The sequence below is a fragment of the Streptomyces sp. NPDC096339 genome, assembly GCF_044762985.1.
In the GTDB taxonomy this organism is placed as follows: Bacteria; Actinomycetota; Actinomycetes; order Streptomycetales; family Streptomycetaceae; genus Streptomyces.
Genome location: NZ_JBIWFI010000009.1, coordinates 1 through 26,392, shown reverse-complemented (window position 1 = coordinate 26,392; position 26,392 = coordinate 1). Strand labels below are relative to the sequence as shown.

Annotated in this window: 25 protein-coding genes and 3 pseudogenes; 12 read left to right on the top strand and 16 right to left on the bottom strand. The window is 69.6% G+C overall.

Annotated elements, in window-relative coordinates; all coding sequences use genetic code 11:
* Nucleotides 1-13 precede the first annotated feature (13 nt).
* Nucleotides 14-1,141, top strand: coding sequence for a sensor histidine kinase (locus ACIQ5Y_RS14700; protein ID WP_403879678.1), 1,128 nt, complete (start codon nucleotides 14-16; stop codon nucleotides 1,139-1,141).
* Nucleotides 1,138-1,800 (top strand): response regulator, encoded by a 663-nt coding sequence (locus ACIQ5Y_RS14695; protein ID WP_403879676.1) that lies wholly within the window; start codon nucleotides 1,138-1,140, stop codon nucleotides 1,798-1,800. The genes ACIQ5Y_RS14700 and ACIQ5Y_RS14695 overlap by 4 nt, the downstream gene beginning before the upstream one ends.
* Nucleotides 1,801-1,845: 45 nt before the next feature.
* On the opposite strand, the gene ACIQ5Y_RS14690 is transcribed toward ACIQ5Y_RS14695, so the two are convergent.
* The 4 genes from ACIQ5Y_RS14690 to ACIQ5Y_RS14675 all read right to left on the bottom strand — a co-directional run bounded on the left by ACIQ5Y_RS14690 (nucleotide 1,846) and on the right by ACIQ5Y_RS14675 (nucleotide 5,487).
* Nucleotides 1,846-2,343 (bottom strand): DUF6069 family protein, encoded by a 498-nt coding sequence (locus ACIQ5Y_RS14690; RefSeq protein WP_403879674.1) that lies wholly within the window; start codon nucleotides 2,341-2,343, stop codon nucleotides 1,846-1,848.
* An 87-nt stretch (nucleotides 2,344-2,430) separates the two neighbouring features.
* Nucleotides 2,431-2,640: a hypothetical protein gene (locus ACIQ5Y_RS14685; protein ID WP_403879672.1), complete on the bottom strand. Its 210-nt coding sequence runs from the start codon at nucleotides 2,638-2,640 to the stop codon at nucleotides 2,431-2,433.
* A gap of 602 nt (nucleotides 2,641-3,242) precedes the next feature.
* On the bottom strand, nucleotides 3,243-4,007 hold the full coding sequence (locus tag ACIQ5Y_RS14680) for a hypothetical protein (protein ID WP_403879670.1): 765 nt from the start codon (nucleotides 4,005-4,007) through the stop codon (nucleotides 3,243-3,245).
* Between the two features lie 652 nt (nucleotides 4,008-4,659).
* Nucleotides 4,660-5,487, bottom strand: a complete 828-nt coding sequence (locus tag ACIQ5Y_RS14675) for an SMI1/KNR4 family protein (protein ID WP_403879668.1) — start codon at nucleotides 5,485-5,487, stop codon at nucleotides 4,660-4,662.
* Between ACIQ5Y_RS14675 and ACIQ5Y_RS14670 the strand changes: the two genes are divergently transcribed.
* From ACIQ5Y_RS14670 to ACIQ5Y_RS14660, 3 genes are all read left to right on the top strand, one after another.
* Nucleotides 5,371-5,640, top strand: coding sequence for a DUF5959 family protein (locus ACIQ5Y_RS14670; protein ID WP_403879996.1), 270 nt, complete (start codon nucleotides 5,371-5,373; stop codon nucleotides 5,638-5,640). The two genes, ACIQ5Y_RS14675 and ACIQ5Y_RS14670, sit on opposite strands and share 117 nt — an antisense overlap.
* Entirely contained in the window at nucleotides 5,619-5,792 is a 174-nt protein-coding gene (locus tag ACIQ5Y_RS14665) for a hypothetical protein (RefSeq protein WP_403879666.1), read from the top strand. Before ACIQ5Y_RS14670 ends, ACIQ5Y_RS14665 begins: the two co-directional genes overlap by 22 nt.
* Before the next feature lie 265 nt (nucleotides 5,793-6,057).
* A complete protein-coding gene (locus ACIQ5Y_RS14660) occupies nucleotides 6,058-6,465 on the top strand; it encodes a hypothetical protein (RefSeq protein WP_403879994.1) in 408 nt (135 codons plus the stop codon).
* A gap of 113 nt (nucleotides 6,466-6,578) precedes the next feature.
* On the opposite strand, the pseudogene ACIQ5Y_RS14655 reads toward ACIQ5Y_RS14660, so the two are convergent.
* The 3 genes and pseudogenes from ACIQ5Y_RS14655 to ACIQ5Y_RS14645 all read right to left on the bottom strand — a co-directional run.
* A pseudogene (locus tag ACIQ5Y_RS14655) lies at nucleotides 6,579-7,055 on the bottom strand (alkene reductase); the annotation flags it as partial.
* A gap of 198 nt (nucleotides 7,056-7,253) precedes the next feature.
* Nucleotides 7,254-8,516: a calcium-binding protein gene (locus ACIQ5Y_RS14650; RefSeq protein WP_403879664.1), complete on the bottom strand. Its 1,263-nt coding sequence runs from the start codon at nucleotides 8,514-8,516 to the stop codon at nucleotides 7,254-7,256.
* Nucleotides 8,517-9,511: 995 nt separating this feature from the next.
* The gene (locus tag ACIQ5Y_RS14645) at nucleotides 9,512-9,862 is read right to left on the bottom strand and encodes a hypothetical protein (RefSeq protein WP_403879662.1); all 351 of its coding nucleotides are present in this window, start codon (nucleotides 9,860-9,862) and stop codon (nucleotides 9,512-9,514) included.
* Between the two features lie 454 nt (nucleotides 9,863-10,316).
* Between ACIQ5Y_RS14645 and ACIQ5Y_RS14640 the strand changes: the two genes are divergently transcribed.
* Complete coding sequence (locus tag ACIQ5Y_RS14640) at nucleotides 10,317-10,478, top strand: hypothetical protein (RefSeq protein WP_403879660.1); 162 nt, start codon at nucleotides 10,317-10,319, stop codon at nucleotides 10,476-10,478.
* Between the two features lie 78 nt (nucleotides 10,479-10,556).
* Here ACIQ5Y_RS14640 and ACIQ5Y_RS14635 read toward each other — a convergent pair whose 3' ends face one another.
* A complete protein-coding gene (locus tag ACIQ5Y_RS14635; protein WP_403879658.1) occupies nucleotides 10,557-10,970 on the bottom strand; it encodes a transposase family protein in 414 nt (137 codons plus the stop codon).
* Between the two features lie 793 nt (nucleotides 10,971-11,763).
* On the bottom strand, nucleotides 11,764-12,315 hold the full coding sequence (locus ACIQ5Y_RS14630; RefSeq protein ID WP_403879656.1) for a hypothetical protein: 552 nt from the start codon (nucleotides 12,313-12,315) through the stop codon (nucleotides 11,764-11,766).
* A gap of 331 nt (nucleotides 12,316-12,646) precedes the next feature.
* On the opposite strand from ACIQ5Y_RS14630, the pseudogene ACIQ5Y_RS14625 reads away from it, so the two are divergent.
* Nucleotides 12,647-12,811 (top strand): annotated as a pseudogene (locus ACIQ5Y_RS14625) (TetR/AcrR family transcriptional regulator); the annotation flags it as partial.
* A gap of 380 nt (nucleotides 12,812-13,191) precedes the next feature.
* Here ACIQ5Y_RS14625 and ACIQ5Y_RS14620 read toward each other — a convergent pair.
* From ACIQ5Y_RS14620 to ACIQ5Y_RS14610, 3 genes are read right to left on the bottom strand one after another with little or no spacing between them, the layout of a single operon-like run.
* Entirely contained in the window at nucleotides 13,192-13,866 is a 675-nt protein-coding gene (locus ACIQ5Y_RS14620) for a pentapeptide repeat-containing protein (RefSeq protein ID WP_403879654.1), read from the bottom strand.
* Nucleotides 13,863-14,159, bottom strand: coding sequence for a DUF6087 family protein (locus tag ACIQ5Y_RS14615; protein WP_403879652.1), 297 nt, complete (start codon nucleotides 14,157-14,159; stop codon nucleotides 13,863-13,865). Before ACIQ5Y_RS14615 ends, ACIQ5Y_RS14620 begins: the two co-directional genes overlap by 4 nt.
* Before the next feature lie 21 nt (nucleotides 14,160-14,180).
* A complete protein-coding gene (locus ACIQ5Y_RS14610) occupies nucleotides 14,181-14,810 on the bottom strand; it encodes a hypothetical protein (protein ID WP_403880008.1) in 630 nt (209 codons plus the stop codon).
* Between ACIQ5Y_RS14610 and ACIQ5Y_RS14605 the strand changes: the two genes are divergently transcribed.
* Nucleotides 14,701-15,138 carry a transposase gene (locus tag ACIQ5Y_RS14605; protein ID WP_403879650.1) on the top strand — a complete coding sequence of 146 codons (438 nt, stop codon included), beginning with the start codon at nucleotides 14,701-14,703 and terminating at the stop codon, nucleotides 15,136-15,138. The genes ACIQ5Y_RS14610 and ACIQ5Y_RS14605 overlap by 110 nt on opposite strands.
* Here the strand turns inward: ACIQ5Y_RS14605 and ACIQ5Y_RS14600 are convergent.
* Nucleotides 15,116-16,336: an amidohydrolase family protein gene (locus ACIQ5Y_RS14600; RefSeq protein ID WP_403879648.1), complete on the bottom strand. Its 1,221-nt coding sequence runs from the start codon at nucleotides 16,334-16,336 to the stop codon at nucleotides 15,116-15,118. The two genes, ACIQ5Y_RS14605 and ACIQ5Y_RS14600, sit on opposite strands and share 23 nt — an antisense overlap.
* Before the next feature lie 67 nt (nucleotides 16,337-16,403).
* Here ACIQ5Y_RS14600 and ACIQ5Y_RS14595 point away from each other — a divergent pair, with 67 nt between their 5' ends.
* Nucleotides 16,404-17,024, top strand: coding sequence for a TetR/AcrR family transcriptional regulator (locus tag ACIQ5Y_RS14595; protein ID WP_403879646.1), 621 nt, complete (start codon nucleotides 16,404-16,406; stop codon nucleotides 17,022-17,024).
* Between the two features lie 273 nt (nucleotides 17,025-17,297).
* On the opposite strand, the gene ACIQ5Y_RS14590 is transcribed toward ACIQ5Y_RS14595, so the two are convergent.
* Entirely contained in the window at nucleotides 17,298-17,585 is a 288-nt protein-coding gene (locus ACIQ5Y_RS14590; RefSeq protein WP_403879644.1) for a hypothetical protein, read from the bottom strand.
* A gap of 109 nt (nucleotides 17,586-17,694) precedes the next feature.
* Entirely contained in the window at nucleotides 17,695-21,417 is a 3,723-nt protein-coding gene (locus ACIQ5Y_RS14585) for an NACHT domain-containing protein (protein ID WP_403879642.1), read from the bottom strand.
* Between the two features lie 419 nt (nucleotides 21,418-21,836).
* Here ACIQ5Y_RS14585 and ACIQ5Y_RS14580 point away from each other — a divergent pair, with 419 nt between their 5' ends.
* Nucleotides 21,837-22,091 (top strand): hypothetical protein, encoded by a 255-nt coding sequence (locus ACIQ5Y_RS14580; protein WP_403879640.1) that lies wholly within the window; start codon nucleotides 21,837-21,839, stop codon nucleotides 22,089-22,091.
* A gap of 197 nt (nucleotides 22,092-22,288) precedes the next feature.
* Nucleotides 22,289-22,597, top strand: a complete 309-nt coding sequence (locus tag ACIQ5Y_RS14575; RefSeq protein ID WP_403879638.1) for a hypothetical protein — start codon at nucleotides 22,289-22,291, stop codon at nucleotides 22,595-22,597.
* A 29-nt stretch (nucleotides 22,598-22,626) separates the two neighbouring features.
* Here the strand turns inward: ACIQ5Y_RS14575 and ACIQ5Y_RS14570 are convergent, their stop codons facing one another.
* A complete protein-coding gene (locus ACIQ5Y_RS14570) occupies nucleotides 22,627-23,082 on the bottom strand; it encodes a hypothetical protein (RefSeq protein ID WP_403879636.1) in 456 nt (151 codons plus the stop codon).
* A gap of 371 nt (nucleotides 23,083-23,453) precedes the next feature.
* On the opposite strand from ACIQ5Y_RS14570, the pseudogene ACIQ5Y_RS14565 reads away from it, so the two are divergent.
* Nucleotides 23,454-26,392: pseudogene (locus ACIQ5Y_RS14565) on the top strand (hypothetical protein); the annotation flags it as partial.

The window sequence follows — 26,392 nt, the reverse complement described above, 5'->3', positions numbered from 1 at the left end:
CTAAGGTGCGCACATGGGGAAACGAGGGTTCGCAATACCACCCGCTGCCGGGGACCGGGCGATCGCCGTCGGAGTGGCGGCGCTCATGCTGGGCACCGGATGGTCCGCGACGCACCCGGGCACAGGAACCGACCTGCTCGGCCACGCACTGCTGACCGCCGGCGGCCTGGCACTGGCCGCGCACCGCCGGGCTCCGGTCGTCGTCCTGGCCGTCACCGGACTGTGCGCGATCGGTTACCAGGCGGCCGGGTTCGATGTCCTCTCCGTCGCCTACCTGGTCGCCGTGTACTACGCGGTCCGGGCCGGGCACCGCGCCCTCGCGGTGACGACCTCCGTGACCCTGCTGGTGACCCTCCAGCTCACGGCACTGGCCCTCCGCGACGGGCCCGCGGCCGAGGTATCGGTACAGGCCCGCGGCACCCTGGAGATCGCCTGGCTCATCGCCGCCTTCGCCGCCGGGGAGGCGGTGCGGCAGGCCGAGCAGCGGGCTGACGAGGCAGAGCGCACCCGCGAGGAGACGGCACGGCGCCGCGCCGACGAGGAACGGCTCCACATCGCACGAGAGCTCCACGACTCCCTCACCCACCAGATCTCGGTCATCAAGGTGCAGTCCGAAGCCGCCGTCCACGTGGCCAGGAAGCGGGGCGAACCGGTCCCGGAGGCCCTACTGGCGATCCGGGAGGCCGGCCGGGAGGCGTCCCGGGAGCTCCGCGCCACCCTGGAGGCGCTCCGCGACGACGACACCAGCCCACCGCACGGCCTCGACCACGTCTCCGAACTGGTGGAACGGGCCGGCAAGACCGGTCTGCGGGCGACACTGACGATCCAGGGCCACGGGCACGACGTACCGGCCGCGGTGGGCCGCACCGTCTACCGGATCGTCCAGGAGTCGCTCACCAACATCGCCCGGCACGCGGACGCCACCACGGCATCGGTCCGCATCGACCACCGCCCGAACGCCATAACCCTCCGGGTCGACGACGACGGCAAGGCCATGCCGGACACCGCCCCCGTGCCCGGCATCGGCCTGCTCGGGATGCGCGAACGCGTCACCGCCCTCGGCGGACGACTCCGGGCAGCACCGCGGCACGAGGGCGGCTTCACCGTCCAGGCCGAACTTCCCGTGGAGCGCGCCTCGTGATCCGTGTCCTGCTGGTCGACGACCAGCCCCTCATCCGCAGCGGATTCCGCGCCTTCCTCGACCTCGAAGACGACATCGAGGTCGTGGCCGAGGCCGCCAACGGGCTCGATGGCCTGGAGCTCGCCCGCGTGCATCTACCCGACATCGCGCTCATCGACATCCAGATGCCGGTCCTCGACGGCATCGAAACAACCCGGCGCATCGCGGCCGACCCGGCACTGACCGGCATCCACGTCGTCATCCTCACCAACTACGGCCTGGACGAATACGTCTTCGACGCCCTGTCCGCCGGCGCAGCCGGATTCCTCGTCAAGGACATCGAACCGGAGGACTTCCTGCACGCCGTACGCGTCGCCGCGCGCGGCGACGCCCTCCTCGCACCCTCGATCACCCGCAAGCTCATCAACCGCTACGTCAGCCAGCCGCTCCCCGGCACCACGGGGCCGGCCCTGGAAGAACTCACCAGCCGCGAACGCGAAGCCGTCGTACTGGTCGCACAGGGCCTGTCCAACGACGAGATCGCCGACCGCATGGTGATCAGCCCCCTGACCGCGAAAACCCACGTCAACCGGGCCATGACCAAACTCCACGCCCGAGACCGCGCCCAGCTCGTGGTCCTCGCCTACGAATCCGGCCTGGTAACCCCACACAACTCCTGACATCCACCCGGCAACACCCTGGACCGCATTCACTGACTGCCCTTGTCACGAAGGCGCGGGAGGCCGGCGGTCACGGAAAGGGCCGTCTCGCCAGCTGTCCCGGCTCGCTCTTGCGAGCGGCGGATCGCCTCCAGCGCGGCTATCGTGATGCCGCCGGTGAGCAGGTGCATCGCAGCGATCGTGCTCGCGGTGCCGCCGTCGGTTTCCAGGGTCAGCGGACCGATGAGGCTGCCCCATTGCCACGGCTGCGGCCAGGACTTGGGCCACCCTCAGAAAGCCGGGCTGCCACCGCTTCAGCAGGACGGAGGCGGTGAGGCCCACCGCTGGCGCGAGTACTGACATGATGATCACGTAGGCCGGGCCGATCTCGTCCGGCTTGCCGTTGAGCTCCAGGACCAGCGCGGCTCCGGCGGCGTTGCCGACGAGCAGGACGACTACGTTGAGGACCGCGGCGATGACCGCGGCGCCGACCACGGCCTGCCAGGCCGGCAGCCGGCTTCGGCCCTGGGCGGTGCGGGTGGCGGCGGGTTTGATACTGGCCATGGGACCTCCAGATGTCGTGTCAGACCGGGGCGGTGAGCGACGGCCCCTGGTGAAGTGGTCAGTGCGTTTCCCGGGCGCCGGTGGGCGTCAGAGGCCAGACGCCAGACGTGCCGCGATGCCGTCGAGGACACAGTCCAGGCCGGTCTCGAACTGCCACTGCGGGTCGTCCTTGCGGGCGGCCTCGCCGATGTAGAGGTTGTAGTTCGGGTAGCGGCCGGTGTTCACGAGCCAGGCCATCTGGGAGGCCAGTCCCGATCGTGCCTCCTGGAGGTTGGACCAGCCCCGCGCCCGCAGCATCTGCGTCAGACCGATCTCCCGCTCGACGGCGCCCTGCGGTGCAGGGCAGGGTGCGGGTACTCGAGCGGTTCCGTTCGGGATCGGGCGGCCTGCGGGTGACGCTGTCCTGGCCCGCCGGCCTGCGGGGCGCCGCCGCGGATGGTTCGGTGGGCGGGGTGGTCCGTCACGGAGTTCCGCACGCGCGGTCCGGCGAGGAGTGCGTGTGCCGCCGATACGACTGCGGCGGCCTGGCCCCGGTGTCCTGGTGCACCGAACACGGCGACGCGGCCGGCCCGGTCATGGAGTGGCACCCCGGCGGCGGCTTGCGCTGCGCGCAGCTCGCGGACGGCGAGGCGGCGTGGGCTTTGCCGTGGATGGCGTTGAGCGGGCCGAGGGACGGCCGGGGTCGAGCTGGAAATCACCCAGGGAAGCGACGCCGACAAGCTCGCCGCGGCGCGGGACGTGCTGTTGTGGGTCGAATACGAGGTCATGGAATAGCCGGAGGGCAAGAACACGGTGTACCGGGGCGTGCGGCGGCGCCCGGTCGTGACGGCGTGGACGACTGAAGGCCCCGCGCGGTGCGCGGAGCCTTCAGTGGGTGAGTCACGGTGGGCGCGGTTGGATCAGCGGTCGAGCTGCTCGGTTCGCTCGTACCGCTCCGGTGTCCCCATGTCCTGGTGGAGCTGGATCGCCGGTCGTGCGGGCGTTCCTCTGAACATGGAGTAGACCGTGCACGTGTGGAGGTCGGGAGCGGATCCCGTCGGCGTGAACTCCATCGTCATGCCGTCAGCCTCGTCGGGAAAGGACCCGAACTTCCACTTTCCCGTGCCGGAGAACCGCTCGTCGCGGCGGCCGGCATCGTAGGAGTCCGCGCAGCGGGGTTCGAGCCGGACGTTGCTCGCGGAGAACTCCCCCGCTGCGGTGAACTCCAGTCGGCCCCCCGCCTCGCTGCTCCACACCCCGGCGACGTCCTTCGCCTGATGGGTGCCGGAGGACCGGCCCGGTTCGGGCGAAAGGAGCACGTTGGCGACCACGGCGAGCACGACCGCGATGCCGCCGAGAAGGGTCAGGGTGACCCAGAGGTACGTGCGTGAGGATGAGGACGTCATTGTCCGAACTCCTCGAAATCGTCCCTGGGTCGCGGTGCCACTCGACTTGGAGTAGGCGCGAGCGCGGGCGAGGAGCGGTTCGTAGTTGGTCTTCTTGAGTTCGCTCGCCATCCGCGACTTCCCGACCCCGTCGGCCGTCTCCTTGACGACTTCCTTGCCCATGGCCCGTCCCCTCGGGTTGTCGACCAAATCGGCCATGTGATCGGGCTCTTCGCTCTTGGGATGGTACGCCTCGTGCACGTCGGTCCAGACGTCGGCTATCTCCTCCCTGAACTCCATGGTTGTCCTTCTCGTACTCGGCTATGGCAGTGGACACAGGCGGGTTCCACTGGATCGCCCGGACCGTGGCGTGCGAGGCGGCGGGGAAGCGCTCGGCGGTGCGCGAGTGGGAGCCGAGCAGTATGGCGTCTGCTTCGCCGTCCGCCGCAACCAGCGCTGGGGGTCGCTATGGCTGCAGGTCATCCGGGGCACCGGTAGCCCGGCGAATCCACGGGTCGTCACACCCCGCACATCCTCGGAACGCTTGTTGCCGAGGTTCTCCACGGCAGCGGTATACCGATCGGTGATCTGTTCCTCGCGGGCAAGGGCCTGCTCGCTGTTGACCTGATTGATCGATTTCCAATCGAAGCCGACAACGGCAATCGCGCTCAAGGCGGCCAGAAGGGTGGCAGACCGCTCCAGCCGGGAGGATTGCCTCTGCTGTCACCGTGCTTCGGTGCTGATCATGGCTGTCATGGGGTGCCCAGGCCGCTACCGTGTGGCGCCTTCGCCGAGGGCTGCCGGCTGTCATGGGCGTGCTTGTTCACAGTCGAGCCCGCGTATGACTGCCTCTTCCTGATGGGGACGCAGTACGACGTCACCGGACTTCTGCATCAGCACTTCACCTGATTCGAAGAGACGTGGGAACCGGTTGATCGGGGCCCGTATCGGGCTACTTCCAGGGGTCTTGACCTGTGATTTGGCGTTTTTGGGCATGGGTGAGGAACCGCGGAGCCGCGGCGCCCCACAGCGGGGTGCCGGACAGCGGATGCTCGGGGAACTGGGCCTGGAAGACGCGGACGAGGAACTCCGTCATCCCGCAGGGGTAAAGCCGGAACGCGTCTTTGCCGCGCTCGTACACGAGGACGGGCCATTGGTCCGGGTCGTCCCCGGCGCGCAGCCAGCACAGGAGGTCGCCCGTACCGTCGGCAGCCCAGGCCGAGATCCGGTCTGCCTGGGCTTCGACTCCCGGTATCCCCTGCAGTTCTTCCCAGAGCTCCTCGGCCACGGAACTTTCCTCGGCCATGGGACCTGTCGGCTGGCCGGATCTCTCGAGTGCCGGCTCGAAGACGCTCACGAAGTTTTCGATGACTCCTGCGCCGTAGTGCTCCACGAACGCCTTGTAGTCCGATGGAAAGGAGAAGCCCCATGCGCGGTCCATCACGTCCCAGTCGACTTGAGAACCGGCCCCAGCACGCGGAGGCATCACGGTGAGCAGAATACTGATCGACATGGTTTGTGATCCAAAGCGTCTCAGGGGTGAGGGGCGTCTTGGATTCTGCATGAGCCGGCGACGGGGACGTTCACTGGGTTCGGGGCGCTGAGCTACATTCTCCGAGTCGATGTCCTGGTCACCGCGAGCGTCGTCGGTGCCAGGCTTGAGATCCACCTGTTCCGGCAGGACCTTGAGACCTGGCAGCAAGACCTGACCCTGCTTGCGCCGGGCAAAGACGGGACGATCGGTGGCGGCTGCGGGCCGCGTCTCGACTTCTTCATGCACGAGGACCGCATGCTGTCGTTGACGGTCCAGGACCCCGCCCGCGTGAGCCTCATGCTCGGGATCGAACCTACGGAGACCTGGATCCAGGTCCACCACCAGCGACTCGACCAGGTTCGAGCAACCTGGCCCAGGTGGTCATCGGAGTTCCGCTGACCAAGCTGGTCTGTGATTACTGGGCCCCGGAGGTCGCCGTGTGGCGTCTGCGGGCCGGCGGGGTGGTCGCCGGGATGCCCGTTGGTACGCAGGTGGTCGGGACCGGCCCGACCGGGGCCGAGGAGGTCCGGCGTCTGCCCGAGAGGGTCTGACCCGTACGGCTTCGGTGACGTCCGGGACGAGACCGACCGCAGCAACCTGACGGTGCGGGCCCGCGCCGCCCTTCGAGGGTGGCGCGGGCCCGACGCGTTCGGGGAGGACCCCGGCGTCAGCCAAGCCCGCCGCCCTCAAGACGGGGCCCTGGCTTTGTACGCGAGAAGCGGGGGGTGCCTCTATGTTCTTCGTCAAGCGTGTGGGCAGCTTCGGCCCGAGGTTCGATCTTCTTCGTGGGCATGAGACTGTCTGGTCGTGCCAGAGATGATGAGTGGGTTGGAGGCGGCCTTGGCTGAGGCGTCGTCTCTTTCGTGGACGCAACGTGCTCGCGCCGGGCGTGACCTTGCTTCCTTCGCTGATGTTCCTGAGGCTGCGGAAGTCCTGGTGGGGCTGCTGCTGGACGTCGAGGACACGGCGGTGACTCGGCAGACGGCAGAGGCCCTGGCCCGGGTGGGGACGGTGGCCGCTGTAAGGCTCATTGCTCTCGCGGTTGCCGAGGCTGACGACAACCAGGCTGACTGGCTGCAGACCGGGGTGCATGACGCGCTCGTGGGACCGGACGGTGTGCCGGACGTCGCAGCGGCCTGCGGGAAGCTCGCCCGGGACGAGGACGAAGCCGTCCGGCAGGGTGCCGCGGAGATCTCGGCGTGGGCAGACGGCACAAGGTGTTGACCTGACCTGCCTGTGAGCTGGTTCAAGCAGCCGTCGCTTGGGGGAGGCGGGGTTCGTATCCGCTCCACCAGGTCGGGGTTGGAGATGAACGGCTTGCCGAAGACGGCGAGATCGATGAGGTCTGAGGCGATGAGTTCTTCTGCCCGTGTCTGGTCCAGGCCGCCCGCCAGGAGGATCGTTCCGTCATAGGCGGCCCGGAAGGTCTTGAGGAAATTCACGGGGATGTTCGCCGTGCTGCCCAGACGGAGGTCGCTGAGGTGCACGTAGGCAAGCCAGCGGCGGGCGAGTTCTGATGCCAGGTACTCGTACATGGCTTCGGCCTGGTCGTCTGCGGGCAGGTCGCTCGCCAGGGTGAACGGCGACAGCCGCACGCCGACCCGGTCCGCGCCGACGCGGTCGGTCAGGGCGTCGAGGGCTTCCAGGAGAAATCGGGCGCGGTTCTCGATGGATCCGCCGTATTGGTCGGTGCGGTCGTTGAGGTGCTGGTTGAGGAACTGTTCGAGGAGGAAGCCGTGTGCGCCGTGGAGTTCGACTCCGTCGAAGCCTGCCCGGGTGGCGCGGGCTACCGCGTCGGTGAACTCGGCTGTCAGGCGCGGGATCTCGTCCGTCCGTAGTGCCCGGGGCGCGCTCGCGTCGCGCTGAGCCCCGAAATACCAACCGGGGACCGGCGCGCCCCGGCCCTCTGACCTGCGCCTTCGGTAGGAGTCCCATACCGGCGATCGTCCAGGCCTGGTCAGAGGCCGATGGGTATCCCATCGGCCTCTGCCATGCCCATATCGCGTGCGGGTTCAGCAGCCGGGGCCGGTGGAGGGGTTGGTGCAGGTGTTGTGGCCGGCTCCGCCGTCGTTGGTGTTGGTGCCGGCGTTGCCGTTCAGGGTGTCGTTGCCGTTGTTGCCCTGGAGGGTGTCGTTGCCGGCGCCGCCGTTGACGATGTCGTTGCCGTCACCGCCGATGAGGGTGTCGTCGTTGTCGTCACCGTAGATGATGTCGTTCCCGGTGCCGCCTTCGATGCGGTCGTTGCCGGCGTTGCCGCTGAGCTTGTCGTTGCCCGCACCGCCGCAGATGAGGTCGTTGCCGCCGGCGCCGTTGACGACGTCGTTACCGCCGAGCGCGAAGATCACATCGTTGCCCGGTGTGCCCGTGATGAGGTCGTTGCCGTTTGTGCCCGTGATGGTGGGCGTGGCGGTCGCGCAGTTCGGGGGGACCAGCTCGTAGGTAATGGTCACCTGCGCCGGTCCGGTCCCGGGGCCGGAGCTGCCGCCCGACGGAACGCGGTTCGAGCCGCCTCCGCCACCACCACTGCCGCCCTGGTTGTTGATGCCCTCCAAGTTGCAGCCGCCGCCACCGCCGCCTCCGAACCAGCCGGCCCCGCCGCCGCCACCTCCCGAGATGCCCGCGTCGCCGCCGACACCGCCTGCGCCCTCGACACCGGCGCTCGCTGCGTTGTTGGCGCCGAAGCTGCACGTCGTACCGCCCGCCCCGCCGCTGGTGGCGGTGCCACCGCCACCTCCGCCTCCGCTTTGGGGACCACGGCTACCGCCGGCCAGCCCGACATCCCCGGCTGCGCCACCCGCTCCCCCGACGCCGAAGCCGGCGAAGCCGCTGGCAGCTCCGCCGCCTCCGCCTCCACCGGCCACGATCAGACGGGGATCAGTACCGGTGTTGCCGGTGAGTACACAGCCGGCCGTGGAGGTGCTGCAGGTGCGGACGTCGCTCGCGCCGCCTCCAACGCCAGAGGTGCCGAAGCCGGTGACGCCGCCACGGCCACCACCGGTACCGACGTTGACATAGAGCGTGGTGACTCCTGCGGGAGGGGTAAGAGTGCCAGCGACTCTTGCGCCTGTGCCACCGAGGCTGGCCGGGGTGCTGCCGTTCTGGCCGGCGGCGCCCGTGGCGGAGACGGCCAGGCTCGTCACCCCGCTGGGGACGACGAACGTATGCTCGCCGGGGTCGGCGAAGACGCAGGTGGTGGTGGTGCCGCTCGTGGTGCAGCTGCCCTGCGCGTGGGCGGTGCCGGCGAGCGTCACCGGGGCGAACCCGGCGCAGATCACCGCGACCGCCGTGGTCAGCGCTCGGAGCCGCTGACCACGGTCGGCTGACGAGTGGCGGGGAAGCGACAAGCCGGTACGACCGACCGAGTCGGTCGGCCTTGAGGAAATCACATCTACTCCTGGGCGGGACGATGAAGGGAGAGCCCCGGCGGGGCGACGTTCGCACCGTCTTTGCCCGTCCCCGCAGCAGACGCGCCTTGCAGTCCGGCAATCCCACCCGGATGGCTCGCCCCTGACCCCCGCGCGAGTCAGGAACACCACAGAGAATCCGTTGTACATCTGGAGGCGTGAATCTATGTGACCTCAGCTCGCTGATGGCACGCCGTGAAGATGGCGGCCTCGGCTATGACCGTTTCCGCGCCGACCCTGCGGTGGCCTCACTTCAGTGGCCAGATGACGTCCAGGAGCAGTCCGTCTTCAACTCGCGCCCGCGTCGAGCAGTAGATGATCAGTTGACCAACTGCCTTCTCTGAGCGAGAGACGGGTCGGTCTGTCTGTGACTCGCAGACCACTTGGGGTGGCAGCCAACCTCTATGGCCGCTTTGTCGGGACTGGCTGAAGTGCAGGCCGGCGAGCGAGCATGCGTTGACGCATGCTGGCGGTGAGGCTACTCACGCCGCTAAGAGAGGTGTGGTCGGCGGTCATCTGGCTGACGACACCGAGCCGGTGGAGCAGCCGTTGCCGGGCTGTCGCCGTGCCCCACTTCCAGTCCTGGCTCGGAATCCAGGGCAGGTGGTCCTTGCTTTCGCGGCGTGCCCGTTCGACGAGCGCGTCGCCGCGGAGCGGCCGGCCGGCGCACGCGACGGCGAGGCAGTCTTGGGTCTCGGAACCGGTCGCGGTGCGCCACGCGCTGCGGTATGCGCGCTCCCGGCTCGCGGCCCCGGATCTCGATCGTGATCACGCTCTCGCCGCTCATGAGCGGCGAACCGTCGATCAGGACGACCGGTTCCGCGCGTTGCGAGGGTCCCACTCCAATGAAGACCGCTTTGGCGGACTTACTGATGAGCCCCGTACTGGCGGATGGCCTGTGCTGTCGCGACCACTCCGTGGTCGGGCTTGGCCGTGGCCGTCATTGAGGGGTTGTTCTGCTGTTCCAGCAGGTTCTTGAGATTCCGGTCGAGGGTGATGTGCCCCAGCAGCGGTAGTCCCACGGCTGCCATGTTTTCCTCCCCGCCCTCCATGAACACGGGATCGGGGCGGTAGAGGAACTGGAGGTGACGGTCCCGCAGGAGCGCAGCGCTCTGGGCCGGGGAGAGGGGCAGCCACTTGGTTTCACTCTCGCCGCCGTCGCTGCGGGAGATGCCTTCCCTGCAGGGGATGCCGTCATCGGTGTGGGACAGGAGCACGACGGTGCAGCATCGCGTGCAGCGCGTCGCCGCTCACGCCGGTCGTGTGGATCCGTGCGTCCCTTCGAATGGGGGGCGTCGCCCGCAGCAAGAGTGGACGACCAAGGTCCGCGCTGCTGATCAGCCCCGCGTGGCCGGCGGCGCCAAAGACGCGCGCGTCGAGTTGACACCCGTACGAATGCCGCATGATCGTCCGCCGACGCGCATTGGCATCTTCTGTCGTGGAGGCCGCCGCCAGTGCGCCCCACCGGTGAACCGTGCACGGCGCGCAGGTTGATGGTGCGGGCTCGGACGGTGTGACAGCGGCGTCGAGAACCACATTGTCCTGGTTGGCCTTCGGCCGGCCACGGGCCCATGGATCCGTCGATCAGATGTAGCTCCAGGCCGTGCGGCCGCACGGCCGCAGTGTCCCAAATCGCCGACACTGTCGGGCGGTTCGGATAGGATCATGGGTATGGGAATTGACTGGGAAAACATGCTCGGCACAAGCGGGAACGGCCTCGACGAGGCATACGACGAGGCCGTCTCCTCGGTCATCTATGGCGAGACCCTGGAGGACGACCGTCGGCCACTCCCAATCGGCGAAGAGTACGACGACACAGATGGCCTGCGCTGACCCGAGGGCGCACGCAGAAACTGCCCGATGAGCCGGGGCTTTTGCTGGACCTGGTCCGCTTTGACGGGCATTGGAGATTTAGAGGCTTCTGCCCCGGAGTGAACCGGTGGTCAAGCGTGACATCGGCAACCTCGCCTCGCCGTGTCCGGATGAGCGCGGCACGGGTAGCGAGAAGTCGCGCTCGGACGGCCCGGCGTCCGTCGCCGGCTTCTTCGGCGGGGCACAGACCTGGCCGGGGAAGTCGCGGGCCAGGCCGGCATAGCCGGAATCGACTTCGGCATTCAGGTTCGGGTGCAGACGCAACTGCTCCTCGCGGCCCTCGGTGCGTACTGCAGTGACATCGTGCATCCGACCTGGGCGGACCGCCCCGAGCCACAGCTCCCGACCCTGCTCGTCGCTGATCATCGTGACTTTCTCGGTGTTCTGCTTCATCTTGCCCGACACGAACGCCTTACGGCCCGGCCGCCCCGCCTTCGGGCGGCGTACCTGCACTTCGGTACCGTCGATCCGCAGCGTAGACCCTTCGGCCTGGGCATAGGCGAACAGGTCCGGAAGGGCCCTGAGCCGTGATCCCGCGCCGATCCGGCACCGCGAAGCCGCGAGCGGCCGGCAGCGGGCGTACCTCGCCGACCGCCCGTCACCAAGATGGTGGGTGCACCGTGTAAAGCAGGCCCAGAGCGGTAAGAATCCGACAGCCTCACCGCGCTGAGCAGCAGTTGCTTCCGTGGCAGGGTTGAATTGATCGCCCCTGGCCGGGATTCACGGCCGGGCCTTGGCCAGCCCGCTGCTTCCCTGCAGCACCGATTGCCCAGTTCGGAGGGACTGGTTCCGGCCAATCCTGAACAATCACGACGAGGACGACTGCGCGATCGCAGCGGACGACTTCGTGTCCGGCCCGAAGTCGCCAGACGTCAGGGAGGCGTGGACGGTTTGTGCGGGCGAGTCGATGCGGGCGCCGACGAGGTCGAGGGCGTGCCCGACTGCTTCCCGGACCGGTGGCCCGGCCGGCGGTGGTGGGGTCGCTCATGTGGCACCCCCCGCGAAGCAGGCGCCAGGAGGTCAGGCGCGGCGGCTGGCGCTGGACGGCACCGTGGCGCGCCGGGCTCCGGCGAGGAACGCCCAGGTTATCGAGGAACTTGGGCACGCCGGCCGCGTGGTTTGGGTAGGGGGTTTCCTTCGCATGCGTGGTTGCCCGGGCAGTGGCAGGGTCAACCACTGTCGCGAGTAGCTGCGCCGCCTGGCAGGGCCGGGCAGAAAGCTGACCCCGAGGTATGCGGAAGCCTTCTCACTCCGTTGGATGTTCGTAGTTCGAAGCCGACCGTGGGGGGACGACCTGACGTGCAGATCGAACACCACGGCGTCCGTGCCACCAGCTCCAGATGGTGCGACCCACCAGTGCCAACGCGGTAACGCCTGCGACGAACCGAACAGCGCCCCAGGTCATTCCGGTAACAGGGTCGGCGGTGCTCGCCTCCACTTCCAGCCGCATGGAAGTTTCGTAGAAGGCTATGAGCGGAACGATCAGCCGGAATGGGAGCCCGCCCCATTCTGGCACTCGGGCAAGGTTGCCCAAGAGCCCGACGGGCGCCCCGAGGACGAACGCCCCTATCGTCCATGGGATGATTTTTTGGAGAATTCCTTCGCCGGGTGCGACGGCGCCGGCGTCCAACCCCGCCGGGACGACGGGGCTAATATTTTTGAACAGATAGTACGTGGCTACGCCCACGGTCAAACCGAGCGACGAAAATACGGCCGACTCGATCTTGGAGCGTCGGAGATAGCCCACCATGAATGCGTAGCATGCCCACGACCAGCCGCCGGAGAAAACAGTGCTCACGGCGACACCGGCGGGACTGTCTAATTTCCCGGCAGCAGGGCCTATTAGTCCGAGGAGCAAACCCGACCCCATCGACGCTGCGGCGACTGTGAAGTGAGTGCGTGGAGAGTTGGTGATTTCTCTTCCTCGTCCCGTGATGAAGTCGGAGTTGGAGGTGGCGCCACTCAGATGCTGCGCCGGTGACTGCAGGAACCCGAGTGGCGTACCAACCTACCCTGCCTACCTGGGGGTTACTGCCCACTGGCCGGAGAGTGGGCTGTAGTAGGTGGAGCAGGCGTAGGCCACACCCAGGCACCGGCCTTGTCGTGCCGCACCGCCGACGCATGCCCTCCTTGCGTGCGCTCAAGCGGCAGGTGCCGTGCGCGCCGGGATCACCATCGCCCCACTGCTGAAGCTCGTCGGCGCCATCGCACTGGCCACCGAGCGGGAGACCGACGGCCAGGCCGAGGCGGGCCTCCTGCTGTCGATCGCCATCGACGGCGTACGCACGCACTGACCCCGGTCCTCACAAACGGTCGAACCTCTTCGGACTTGAGGGGGCAGCGCCCATCGGCATCCAAAGCCTCTCCCAGCGTCCCGTTGCACACGGGATGTGGTTGTGTCCGGTGCGGCACTGTCCCTTCTTGTGCGACGACACGGTGAACAAGAGGGTGTAGCCGCCCGTACGGCGGCCGAAGTCGGGGTGGCAGCGGAGGACCTGCTGCCGCTGGCCGCACGAAATGACCGGCTCGTCGCGGGCCAGGACGCGCGGCCCCCTGCCGGGAACAAATGAACATCCGGGCCCGATGGTCATCGGGTAGTCGATGACCGTAGGGCGCACGGTGCCGGATCAGATGAGCGAGGGCAGCACACTACGCGGCTACGCGCTTCTCGTGGTCATTCGTCGCCGAGGGCGATCTGGAGTTCGTCCACGAGGGCCTCGGCCAGCTGGGTCTGCTGCCCGTGGTCGATACGGATCTTGGTGAGGTTGGCGACGCCGCGGATTCGTGAGAGGTCGTTGCCCCGCAGGTCCAGGTTCCGGTACTGGCCGGCACCGAACTCGGTGAGACGCAGCGTGCACTCGGAGAACACGGCGTCGGCCAAGTCGCAGTCGGTGAACGCTGCCTCGGTGAACGCGCAGTCGGTGAAGGCGACGGAGCCGGTGGCGCGGACCTTCTCGAAGGTGGCGTAGTCGAACTTGCAGCCCTCGAAGAGAACGTCATCGAGCACCAGGCCGTCCAGGGCGGCGCCCATCAGCTTGCAGTCGCGGATGTGGACGCGGGTCAGCTTGCCCTCGGTCCAGCGGGCGGCGCCGAGGTTGCTGCCGGTGATCTCCACGCGGTGCAGATCGAGGGACTCGAACTCGGCCCGCTTGGTGTGCACGCCGGTGATGCGGCCGGTGACGAGCCGGGCGTCCGCGAGGTCGAGTGACCGCAGGTCCGCGTCCCCGTACGTAAACTCCCGGACGGTGCCGCGGGGGCTGTCGAGGGTGTCGACACGGGAGAGGTGGAGGCCGAGGTCGTCCAGTTCGGGCAGAGTGATCGTGGTGTGGCCGAAGGCGCGCGTCGTCATGAGGTGCTCCCTCCTTCGGCCGGCGACTGGGGGTTGGCGAGCCACGCCTTGGCTGCCGCGAGATTGGGGGCGGTGGCGACCACGACGTAGGCGAAGCCGTCCCACTCTTCCAGCACGCGCGGCTCGTCGGGGCGGACGTGGCCGGCGCCCCCGTTGGCCGGGCGGTGGCGTCGTGCCACGTCCATGGGGGCTCGACGGCGCTCGTCGTACGCGGCGAGAGGGTCGCTCTTGTCGATACGGGGGGCAGCACGAGACGGCTGGTTGGGAGGTCCGGGGCGGCGGTGCTTGGCCATGGTGACGATGGTCCCAGGACATCAGGGGAAGGGCAGCGGAATCGCGGGGATCTGCGGGTCGCGCAGGTGCTGACCGCCGTCGTGGACGTGGAGTGTGAAGGATTCCGGTCCGGGTGAGCCCGCCATGTCGTAGGCATCAGGACGGCTTCGATTCGATCCCACAGTGGAACCGGCCCCGCCCTGGCGTACCTCCCAGGTGTCACCCGCAGGGGTGAGGGTGGCGTGGGAGCCGGTGGTGTCGTCGATCAGGAACACGGTCTGGTCGACGGTGGTCATCTGGGCATACGGTACGGCGGTTTGGGCGAGGAAGCGCAGGTGAAATGCCTCGTCGGTGGCGGCGGTGATCCGCTCGGGGCGGTGGCGGGTCGTGCGTGGCCGCCCGGTCAGGGCTGCCGCCCAGTGGGCGGGGTTGCCGAAGGTCGGAGCCGCGTGGGTGCGGGCGGACATGGCCTGGTAGCCGGTGGTGAGGGCGTGCGAGCCGAGCCCGCGCAGCCGCCTGAAGTGATGCCAGGTCGCGAACGAGCGGACGGCCTGACGGTCGGTGGGGTCCTCCAGGCGCGCCAGGGCGCGGGGAAGCCGGCGTTTCAGAGCGGCGAGGTCTTCGTCGGGGGGCGGCAGGACAACGGAAGCCTGGGCCGACGCCGCCCACAACAACGGTGTCGTCCGATACGGTGTCGGCCTCCGCATCGATGTTGAGATCGTCGCCCGCGACAAAGAACAGAGAGACTTCGGCGTCCAGCCGGTCCGATGGCGGGTCCAGCAGACCTTCGGAATCATGTCCCGCTACCGGCGCCTCCACCGAGACTACGAAGAGGTACCCGACCGGTCACGCTCGATGATCCACTGGGCCATGGTCAACTCCATGACCACCCGACTTACCGTCACACCGGAACAGAACCGGGCAATACCTCCCCGTAAACCCCCTCGTGCAAGCCTAAAACGGTATCGAACACCTCTCAGAGGACGGCACCGGCTTTGATCACGTGCCGGAGGTGGCGCTCGGGGCGTGTGAGGACGGTCAGGTCCGCCAGGGGGTCTCCGTCCACGACGAGAAGGTCGGCGTGCGCGCCCGGCGCGAGGGTGCCGATCTCGCCCTCCATCCGCAGCAGGCGGGCCGCCGTGCTGGTGGCGGAACGGATCACGTCCGCGGCGGGCTGGACTTCGGCGCGTAGCGTGAACTCCTCCAGCTGGGCCGAGTGCAGCGGCCCGAGGAGGTCGGTGCCGTAGACCAGGTTGGCCCCCGCCCGGTGGGCTCTTTCCAGGGCGGCCAGCCCGTGGTCGCGGACCTCGGTGAGCTTGCGATGGGACGACTCGGGCAGGCCGGACTGGCGGCCGAGCTCCGCCGTCCGCTCGTATGCGATCAGAGTGGGCACCAGGAACGCGTCCCGCTCCAGCAGCAGGCCGACGGTCGCGTCATCGATCAGGTTGCCGTGTTCGACGCAGCGCACACCTGCCCGCAGGGCCCGGTCTATGGCGCGCGGGTGGTAAGCGTGCACGGTGACGTACCGGTTGTGGTTCTCCGCCTCTTCCACGGCGGTGCGGATCTCCTCCTCGCTGTATTGGACGGCCGTTATCTCGTCGTGGGGCGAGGCCACCCCGCCGGAGAGCAGCACCTTCAGATGGGCGGCTCCCTTGCGGAACTCGTCCCGGGCCGCCGCGCGGACGGCGTCCACGCCATCCGCGATCCGGGCGAAGTTCGGCCGGGTCTCGCAGCACGGCGCCGAGTTGTCCCCCAGAGGGCGCAGGTCGCCGTGGCCGCCGGTCTGTGAGAGTGCTTTTCCGCCGTGGACGAGCCGGGGGCCGAGTGCCAGCCCTTCGGCCAGGGCCCGGGCCATGCCGTGGTCCGCGCCGCCGACGTCGCGGACGGTGGTGAAGCCGCGGCGCAGCATCCGTTCGGCCTCCGCGAGGGCCCGGACGGTCAGGTATCCGGGCGTCCAGGAGGCGATGGCGGGCAGGTCGAGGGAGGTGATCAGCAGGTGGACGTGGGCGTCGATCAGGCCGGGCAGCACGGTGGCGCCGGCTGCCCTGAGCACCCGAACGTCCTGTCCGGCGCCCGGCGGGCGCCCGGTACCGGTGGCGGCGATCCTGCCGTCGGCGACCTCGATCCAGGCCGGGTCGGTGCGGGTGCCGGTCTCGGGGTGGACCAGGTGGGCGTCGGTGATCAGTAACCGGCTCATGGGGGTGGTCCTTTCGCGACCTCGTTTCAATACGACCTGTATTGAATACACCATGTATCGTGATGTTGTGAATTCCCTCCCAGCCGAACCCGCCGCGCCCCGGCCTCCCCGGCGCCGCGTCCACACGAAAGCCCGCATCCTGTCTGCGGCGGGCGAGCTGTTCCTGTCCGCGGGGTACGCGCGCACGAGCATCGAGGACATCTGCACCGCCGCCGGCTACACCCGCGGTGCCTTCTACTCGAACTTCGCCACCAAGGAAGACCTGCTGCTGGAGCTCTTCGACGAGCAGGCTGCCGAGCGGATGGCCGAACTGGATCGACTGGCCACCGTGGCCGGGCAGTTGGAGCCCAGGGAGCGGGCGCGGCGCATGGTCGAGGCGCTGCTGCGGGTCGAGGACGCCGAAACCGGATGGATTCTGCTCTTCCTGGAGTTCCGCCTGCTGGCCGCCCGTACGCCAGGGCTCGCCGAGCGGGTTGCCGCACACGACCGCACGGTGACGGCGGCGGTGGCGGTTCTGCTGGTGCGGGTCCTGCCGGAGTTGGTACCGGTCGGCGCCGCGGCCGAGCAGGCTGCCGAGGTGGTCCTGGCCGCACGAGAGGGCCTGCTCGCCCGTACGGCCGCGGGCGGCCCGGCCGCCGAGCAGCTGCTGACCTCGACGGCGGCAATGCTGGCGGGGCTCATGGGCTGAGGCACCGGAGGGGCTGTGGCGCCACTCGTGGGAGAGCGGAGTCAGCCGCTTCGGTTTCAGCGAGGTGCTGCCGCGGCGGCGAGGACTGTTCCGCGTACCCGAACCTTGTGGACAGATGGGTGTTCGCAGACTTGATCGCGCTGCTCCGGGAGCCGACGCAAGAGCAGACGGATTCGCCCGACGCGCCCGCGGACTGACCAGCTCACCTCGGCGTGACGCCGACACGGACCCGCGCGGGGGAGGCCGGCAGCCCGCCGTCACAACGCGGTCCGATCAGTCCAGGGTCGCGAGTGCGTCGTACAGCATGCGTCCTTGCGGAGCCCGCTGCCGCAGCAGCATCCCCGCCACCTTGTGCAGCTCCTGCCAGGCGTGCGGCCGGCCGACCTCGGAAGCGTCCAGCACAACCGGCAGCGCCGCACCCAAGGCCGCCTCCGCCTCCCCGCCGGCCGCGTACGCGTGGGCCAGGCGGGAGCCGTACCACGCCCGGTCACGCTGGAACGCGGGCGCGAGCCCGCCGAGTCCCATGACCAGGTTGTCGGCTGAGCTCGTCCAGTTCTTCAAGTGCAAGTCCGCCATTCCGGAAGGCCGAGGTCGTCAGCCCGGTGCGGGCCCTGCGCGAGGCGCCGGCAATGGCGTCGGCGCCGGTACAGTGCTTCGCTTGGCGGAGCGGTCAGCGGCACCGTCCCGGGCTGGAGTGCCTGGTCTCAGGACCGGTTCGGAGGAGCTCCGGCCACGGACCTCCACAGCGAACCCGGGCGTAGCGGTGGAGGTGGGAGGTGACCGCGGAGCGCACTCTCGGCGAGAGCGTGGTGTCGCTGCCGAGGTCCCGATACCAGGATGGGGGCTGCGCGCTCGTTCCGGCGAGCATGGAGAAGGCGGTGACGGCGGCGAGGCCTGTTGCCGGCTCGGCGTGGGCAAGCTCGAGGACGAGCTCTTGGCGCCCGCCTTTGTCCAGGTGTGCCAGTACCGTGCCGAGGATCGGCGGGATGATCTTTGCGAAGTGTTCGTTGATGCTGTTGCGCCACGAGCCAAGTCGGCGTCCTGCTTCGGCCAGCCCGTGGGCGGCCTCGTCAGGGTTGCAACTGGCGAGGCGGCCGAGCAGGTCGGTCGCCAGCCGCGCGTATGAGACGTCGATCGTGCCCAGGGCGTCTCCTGCCGGGAGGGTGAGGTCGAGCATCGTGTCCACCACGGTCCGGGCCTCCGTGGCGGGCAGGGGGTGCCGGCGCACGAGCAGCGTGGCGAGGGCGCGGTGCGGCGAGGACGCACCGGCCTTCCGTTCAGGCCGCGCCGCGATGTCCTTCTGCAACTGCTTGACCAGATCCCCGAGGTTGCGCCACTCCCAGGTTGGATGCTGGGCAGCGTCCTCGACCAGGAGCAGAAGGCTGGTGTAGGTGCTGTCGTCGGCGCCCAGAGCCTTTGCCACCTCGTCGGGGGTGGGCGGCGTCCAGGCCCAATGCTGGATCAGGGCCCGCCATAGCTGGATCTGCCGGGAGGCGGTAAGAGGCTGGGGCAGGTCCTTCAGCTGGGATACCGCGAGGGTACGTGTGAGCTTCTTGAGCCGGGGAGCAGCCGGTGCGGGCGGGGTGAGACCGGCGGCGTCGGCGGCCTCGATGACCGTGATGAGCTCGCCCCATTGCCCTTGGTCGAGGGCCTCGGTGACCAGGGACGCCAGCACCTCGTCGGTCAGGTGGGCGCGAAGGCTCTTGCGGACGCCCTCGGCCGGCCAGCCGGCTGCCTCGCGGGCGGTGGCAGTGGAGACAGCCCAGGTCTTCACCGCGGCCAGCGCCGAGGCGTGGCCGACGGCGGCCGCGGGGCCGAGCAGCCCGGTCAGGCCGTCCCGGGCGAGCCATACCGAAGGTTCCGCTTCGGAAGGGAGGAGCGCCAGGAGGCGGTCTGGGGCGAGATCCTGCTCGATGGCCTTGTCGACGGCCTCCGCCAGCCACCTGGCTCGGTTGCGGCTGCCGTCCGGCTCCTTGCCTGGACGGGGAAGGCGAGCCAGCTCGGATCGGCATGTTGCGGCAAGAGCGTCCCGGAAGGCCGTGGCCCGCCCGAGAAGGACCGGCACGAGCACGTGCGTCAGCAGGACCGCCTGGACGCCGGCGGAGCGCACGTCGAGCAGTTGGGCAACAGCCTGCTGGGCTCGCTCCTCGGTGAAGGCGGCGGTGAGCAGACCGGCTCCGTGGAGCCGGGCCCGGCCCGATCCCCGGTCGCTCTTTTCCAAGGCGTCGGTGAGGCGTTCGGCTGCGGCGTCTTCGGTCTCCGGCTGGGCTCCGGCCCACAGCCGGCCGACCGACTGCTCCAGGTCCGAGATGTCGCCCCGAACCTTGGCGGGACGGTTGTCCAGCAAGGCCTCGAAGGTCGGTAGTGCGAGCAGCCTGAGATGTGCCTGTCGTCTCGCGGGGGAGCGGTCCACGCTGCGCTCGACCTGGGCGACGGCGTCGGCCACGATGCCGTAGGCGCGGGCCTCAGCCAGGGCCCGGGAGAGGTGGTCCAACCAGCTGAGGGCCTGGCGGGCGTCATGCGGGAACAGGGCCGCGAAAAGGGAGAGCCAGTCCAGCTTGTGCGCTTTGAGGAACTGCGGTCCTTGGTCCACCCACCAGGCCAGCCGCGGCTGTTGCGTGTCCGGCGGCGCGGCCTCGTGGTCGCCCTGCCGCGTGCAGAACCGCACGGCCTCGTCGGGGTGTTGGCTGGCCAGACGGCCCACAGTGGCGAACAGCGTGCGCCTGAGCGCCGGCTGTTGTTCGCTTCGCCCCCATACGATCGTCAGGTCGTCGACCCAGCGCCGGGCCGATGAGTGCTTATGACCGGGGAGCCGTTCCGTGAACCGCTTCAGGGCGTGCGTCGAGGCTTGGCGCAGCGCGTCGCGGGCCGAAACGAGGTCGTCGGCGCTGGGATCGCGCATGTCGGCATACCACTCCAGGGCGTGGTCGGCCAACACCTCGTGCTCCAGCAGAGGGCGCAGTAGGGCTCCGCCGGTTCCCGCATCCGCGCGGGGGATCAGCTGACCGGCGACCGCAGCCAGGACCAGATCTTGCGGGTGGAGGATCATGCGGGCGACGAGCTCGGCGCCGCGTCCGGCGGTCCGCAGGTACTCGGCGGCCATGAACTCGAAGAAGGTCTGGTGGAAGAACCGCAGCCCGCCTGCGGGCGCGTCCACCAGCAGCCCCCTTCGACGCAGCTCGGCCAGTTCGGCGTCGATGCCCCGGCGGGAGACGCCCGGCAGAAGACGCTCAAGGGCGTCCGCTGCTTCCCGCGGCCGGTATTCGATGCTGTTCGCACTGAGCATGTACCGGGCCAGGGCATGGGAGATCGCGGTCAGGTTCCAATCGGACCGCTCGTCGTGCTCGCGACCCCCGGCCCTGTCGTCGCAGAGCACCCGCTTGACACGCACCTGGTCGAACAGCCCGCCGGCGTCGATCTGCTGCAACGGCGGGTTGGGTGTGTAGAGGTCGAACAGCAGGCGCAGGTAGAGCGGGTTGCTACACACCTCCTTGACGGGAAGGCCCTGGTACACGGCGTCCAGGATGTCTTGCGCCAGACGCGTCGCGGCGCCCGCTCCATTCTGGGAATCCGGGCAGAACACCGCGGCGTGTCGGCGGACGGCCTGAGTGCGTTCGTCGTCCGAGTACAGGCCGAGGACCAGCTGCGGTCGACGGAACGCCACCGCTTCGGCCGCTGCGGCGTCTGACTCCGCTCCATCCTCGTCGGGTTGAGGAGGGAACTGCAGTTCGACGGCCTCCTCGGGGCGGCAGGTGAGCACCACGGGGACATCGCGCTCGTCCATGGCGGCCAGCACCTTCTGGACTGCGGCAACGCCTTGGGGATGCGCGACCAGCAGGTCCAGGGTGTCGATCAGCACGACTGGACGGTGCTTGAGCTGCAGGGAGCAGGCCACCGCGCTCTCGAGGGCGTCGGCGGTCACCGCACTCGGGTCCGCGGGCCGGGTGAGCCCGTCGATGAGGTAGCTGGCCCGCACGAACAGCGGCTCGACGCCGTCGGCTTCCGCCAGCTGACGGTGCAGACTCCACAGTAGTGACGTCTTCCCACACCCCGGCTCGCCGGTGACGAGCTGGGCGCTCACCGACGTCCTGGACATGGCGATCTCGAGGATCGACTGCTCGAGGGACCGCCGCACGTACAGGTCCTCCAGCGCGACGTGGCCGCCGATCTTCAAACCCTCCTGGGAAACCACCGAGGCGTCCCGGTGCGCGGTCTCACTCAGCTCCAACAGCCGCAGGTACTCGCCGTACCCGGTGACGTTGTCGGTATGGATTCTGCTGATCAGCATCAGCTGCCGGGCGATCTCCTTGAACCGGTCTTGCTCAAGACGCCCCCAGTAGGGGTACTTGACCGACGGGTCCGTCTTCAGTCCGTCCAGAACCCTTCGCAGCACCTCAGGAGACGGAACCGACCCGCCGGTGAACCACGCTGAGACCGCCGACGTACTCCGGTCGGCCAGCTTCGTCAGTAGTGTCTGCGGCGGCTTCGGCCGGCGCGCCCGCCCAGGGAGGTCGAACACGAGCTCCCTCAGCAGCCTCGCAAACTCAGCCTTCGTCCCCTCGATCACGTCCCGAACTCCTCCCACCCACGTGCCTTCCCCATGGAGTTCTACCGCACTGCCCGCCGGCGCCTGCGCACGCCAGCGCTCACCGGATCCGGCCGGACACGTTCTCCATGCCCCCTGACCAGGAGATTTCCGCTCGAGCGTCCCACCGGACGCCACCGGACACCACCGAACACGGGCAGGTTCGAGGTCGGCGCCAACCGGCGTCGACAACTCAACCACCCGATCGGGGGAGCACCTTGAACACCATGCACCTGGCAGTCGCCGCCGGCGGCTGCACCGCACCCAGCCTCGCCGGCCTCGCGCTGAGCTTCCTGCCGTGGGCCCTGCTCGTCATCGTTGCCGGAGCAATCATGGGTGGCGTCATCGGATGGATCAGCCACCGCGCCGGCGACACGCCCTGGGAAGCACTGCGGCAGGGACTGATGGCCTCCGTGTCTTGGGTCGGACCCCTGCTGGCCGTACTGCTCTTCGTCATCAACATGGTCAGCCAGTGCCGATAGCGCGGACGAGTCGTCCGCGGACCGCCGGGGCCCGCGGACGACTCGTCCCGTCTCTGGCTGTGTCTGAGCGCTTCACATGGCGAGTTGAACAAATCCGCTGAGCGGCTTCGATGAAGTGACCGCGGTTCCCCCTCCTGCCTCGGCAGGGTGATCGCGGTCCATGACAGGCTGTCCCTTCCGAGCGCGGAGGGGGAGTCATGGCAGAGGTCGGGGGATGGATCTGGGAACGCAACCTGCGGTCGTTCCTGGAGTTGCTGTCGCACTACGTGGGCCACGGCTTCGATGTCACCGACTGGGAGACGGTGGCACTGGCGGTTGAGGGGACTGACGACGAGCGGCCCGATGGCTGGTACTCGTACCCCCTGGTCGGTGAGCAGCGACAGGTCGAGGTTCGGCTTGCCCGTGCGGTCGGCGGTGACGAGCTCATGGTGACCGTGAAGGGACCCCTGACGCCCGAACTTGAGGTCCGGGCGGACACCCTGCCGGCCGCCTTCGCGGCTGGATGACCAAGGTCGACTTGACGGCTTGGGCGGGTTCAGATCCGCCCGGTCGTGGTGGCGACGTAGAGGCCGATGACCGCAACCACCGCTGCGACGACCGCCCAGGACGCCAGGCTGGTGTGTCTGCCCCGGGTGGCGGCCCGCGTGCGCGGCGTGCGTCGCCCGCCCGCGCTCCTGCCTCGGTGCGGCGGGGCGGTCGGGGTGGCGGCGGTCTCGGACAGCAGTCGGCGGCAGACCGTGGCCAGTGCGGCGGTCCCGTCGGACAGGTCCACGACCGCCTCCGATCGGGCGGGGGCGGTGGTACCGCCGTCCAGGATCCGGCCGGCCCGCACGAGCACCTCGTCGCGCCCGCCACCGACGGCCAGGCTGATCCAGCGCTGGACGTGCTCCCCGCGGATCACGACCCCGCCGGCACGGTCCCGGTAGACGGTGTGCTCCCGCCACAGGAGACCCGCCAACTCCGACGCGGTGTCCTTCAGTTGCCCACTCATCCCCTACGCCCCCACGGCTTTCCTTGTTCGAACAAACAGCGGATCCTAACCGCCGCCACTGACAGTGGCGCCGGCGGACCGGCACGTCGAGCCGACCGACCACTCGGTTTCCAGGCAGCGAGGCCTCCTCTGCTTCCTGCGATCTCTCGGTTTTGTGACAGTGGGGTGAGAGACAGTGAGGGTCTGTGTGTTGGCGCAGATCAGTGCCGGTTTCCGGGGTGCGGTTCACTGCCATGGGTGTGGGAGGTCGGGGTGATTCCACTGTCACGGGGCGGCATTCGTGCAGGTGGTGCACTGACATGAAACCGAGAGATCTCCCCCCCCCGGAATCCCCGGGCCCGCTGTCAGAACCGCCTGGCAAGATCACATGCATGACCAGCAACACCGGAACTCCTGTTCCACTCCCAGCCAATCACCGCATCTCCGAGTCGTACGCCGACTGGGCACGTACTCAGGGGCCGGGCGTCGAATCCGACGCCCGCGACACGCTGGAACGGGCGGGCAGCAGCCGGCACCGGGCCCGGGAGAAGCCCGGCCGGTTCGTCGACGACGCGGAGCGCCTGGCCCGGGGCCTGCCGGCCACCCACCTTCCCTGGTTCTGGGACACCATCGGCCATTGGATGCTGGAGACGCACCGCCGCTCCGCCGCCCGCGCCTACGCGCAGGCCCGCGCCGCCGAGCGCACCCACGCTCTGCCGGTCGATCCCGACTGGCGGAGGGCGAATCAGCTGCTGTTCGCCCGCTTCGGCGCCCTGCCCGCCACTGAACTCAGCGGAGCGGCCGCCTGGTTGGCCGGTGTCCTCGAACCGGATGAAGCGCACGACGAGTTCGTCCACCTGCTGAGCGCCTGGGCGGCGTCCCCCGGCGAACTTCCCGCCGATCTGGCCCGCCGGGTCCGGGACTCGGCCCGTGCGGCCGGACTCGGCAGTGAGGAGGAGGCCCGGGTGCTGGGCGGGGTGCTGGCCGCGGCCCGCGGCAAGGCCGTACCCGACCGGCTGCTCGACGCGGCAGCCGGCCCGCTCGGCGACCACCCGCCCGCCGACGAGCAGGCCACCGCCCTCCTCGACCTGTTTCCCGAGTCCAAGAACGACGCGGCCGCCTGGCTGCGGCTGCTCATCGCGTGCGGTGCCGCCGACGCGGCCGCGGCCGGCCGGATCACCCCGGAGGGCGGCCTCGGCGACTGGTTGCGCCGGTACGCCGCCGGATACTCGCACCGCACGGTCAGCGGCGGCGGAGTGACCCGCCAGCCCATGCCCGCGGAACTCCTGGACCTGGTGGGCCGGTTCGCTCCGCTGCTGCGCGCGCACGCCACCCCGGTCCGGCTGCACGAGGACCGCTACCGGTGGCCGCACCTGGACGCCGACCTCCTCGACCTCTGCCTCGCCGAGGGCGTACCCGTCCACGACCCCGGTGCCGCGATCAGCCTGGAATTCTGGGGCGAGCACTCCCAGCGCGACCTCAAGGCACTCGCCATCGACCCGGTGTTCGGCCCCCGGCTGGAAGGCACCGTTCACGCCGGGCTCCGCACCCGTGGCGGCGCTGCGATCAGCGGCACCGCCATCAGCCGGCTCCCGCACAATCCCGGCATCACGGCCGAGGTGCACGCCCGCGTCGAGAAGCTGCTCGACGCCCTGCGCGGCGGGGGACTCGCCGCCGCCGACGAGGCCGTCGACGAGCTGCACGGCCTCCTCGACCGGCCCACCGCCATCGCCCTGGACGGCATCGAGGAGGCCCTCGACGCACTCGACCTCACCGGCCCGCTGGCCCGCGCCCTGCGTGCCGGGCTCCCCGAGGAGCTGGGCTGGCCCGCCCTGGACCAGGCCCTCGCCGCGTTCCGGCCCGACGAAACCGTGCACGTCACCTGCACCTGGCCGGTGCTCACCGTGTACGGCGAGACCCGCGCCCTCGCCGTCGACCACGCCGGGCTCCGCGCAGACCACACCCTGGAACTCCCCGACGGCGCACGCGGCCACACCGTGCACTGGGTCGGCGGCCAGTTCCTCGTCGCCTGGAACGAGCAGCACGAGGAGAACTCTTCCGACACCGCCTACTGGTCCGACCATCCCGGTGAAAAGTTCGAACCGGAGCAGACGTACGGGCTGCGCCCCTACGGCGGCAGCATCCAGGGCGGCCTCGGCTACCAGTTCGAAACCCCGGACGGGGGCGGCCGGTTCGACGGCGAGCGCGTCCTGCGGGCCGGCGGACACGAGGGCATCGGCCACCGCGACTACCAGATGAACGACGGCCACACCTTCTGGAGCACTCAGGTGTTCAGCGGGCACCGCAGCGGCTGGAACCGCATCGACCCGGCCACCGGCGTTCCCACCGCCGACCGCACCTTCCCCGCCTTCCACGACCCCGACCGGTCCCCGCCCGGCACGAAGCCCTTCCCCGACCACCGGATCCTCGCCGCGCTGCCGCCCGGTGCTCCGCCGTCTCCGCTCGGTCAGGACGGCACGCTCACCGGTTGCCGGGTCGACTACCGCACTCCGTACGCGGGTCCCTCGCCGCGCGAGTTCGTGCTGGAGTCCGTCGACGGACGCACCGCCTCCTACCGCAGCAACACCTGGGGCCGACGCCCGTGGGGAATCCTCGCCCTGCCGCTCGGCGGCGAGGACGCCGTCCTGGCCGGAGGAACCACCATCCGCTGCCATGCCGCCGGCGACAACTCGCTGCTCTGGCAGGTCCAGGGCTTCCCCGGCAGCCGCCACCGGACCCGGAGCCGGGCCACCCTGGGCGAACTGGCCGGGCCGGTGCCGCCACCTGCCTTCTGGCACTTCCTCACCCCGCGCGACGAGCCCTCGTCCCGCGTTCTGCGGACGGTCACGGACAGTGCGGTGCGCGAGCTGCTGCACCAGGGCATCGGGCGCGCCCTGCCCGGAGTGACCGACCCGCGGGTCCAGGAGGGCGTCGACCGCGCCGTCCGCCTCGCCGCCGACGTACTGCGCCGCCGCCAGGAGCTGTCCCACCGGGTCACCGTCATGCGGGCCGGGCCGGTCGTCGACCTGCCCGACCCGGCGCCGGACAACCGGCTCGTCCCGGCCCTCCACGGCCTGCTGCCCCAGCTGCGCGCCTACGAGGAACGGCAGCCACAGCCACAGCCCGCCCTCCTCACCTCGGTCGCCGCCGACGGCCGGTACCTGCGCGGCGAGATCGACGACGAGGTGCGGGTGCTCGCCCTGCCCGCGCCGCCCGCCGAGTGGGCGGTGCTGACCGGCCGGATCGATGCCGTGGCCTGGCGGACCGTCGTCGCGGCCACCCCCGACGAGCAGCGACAGGCGCTCGCGGCACTGCTCGGCGTATGGAGCCG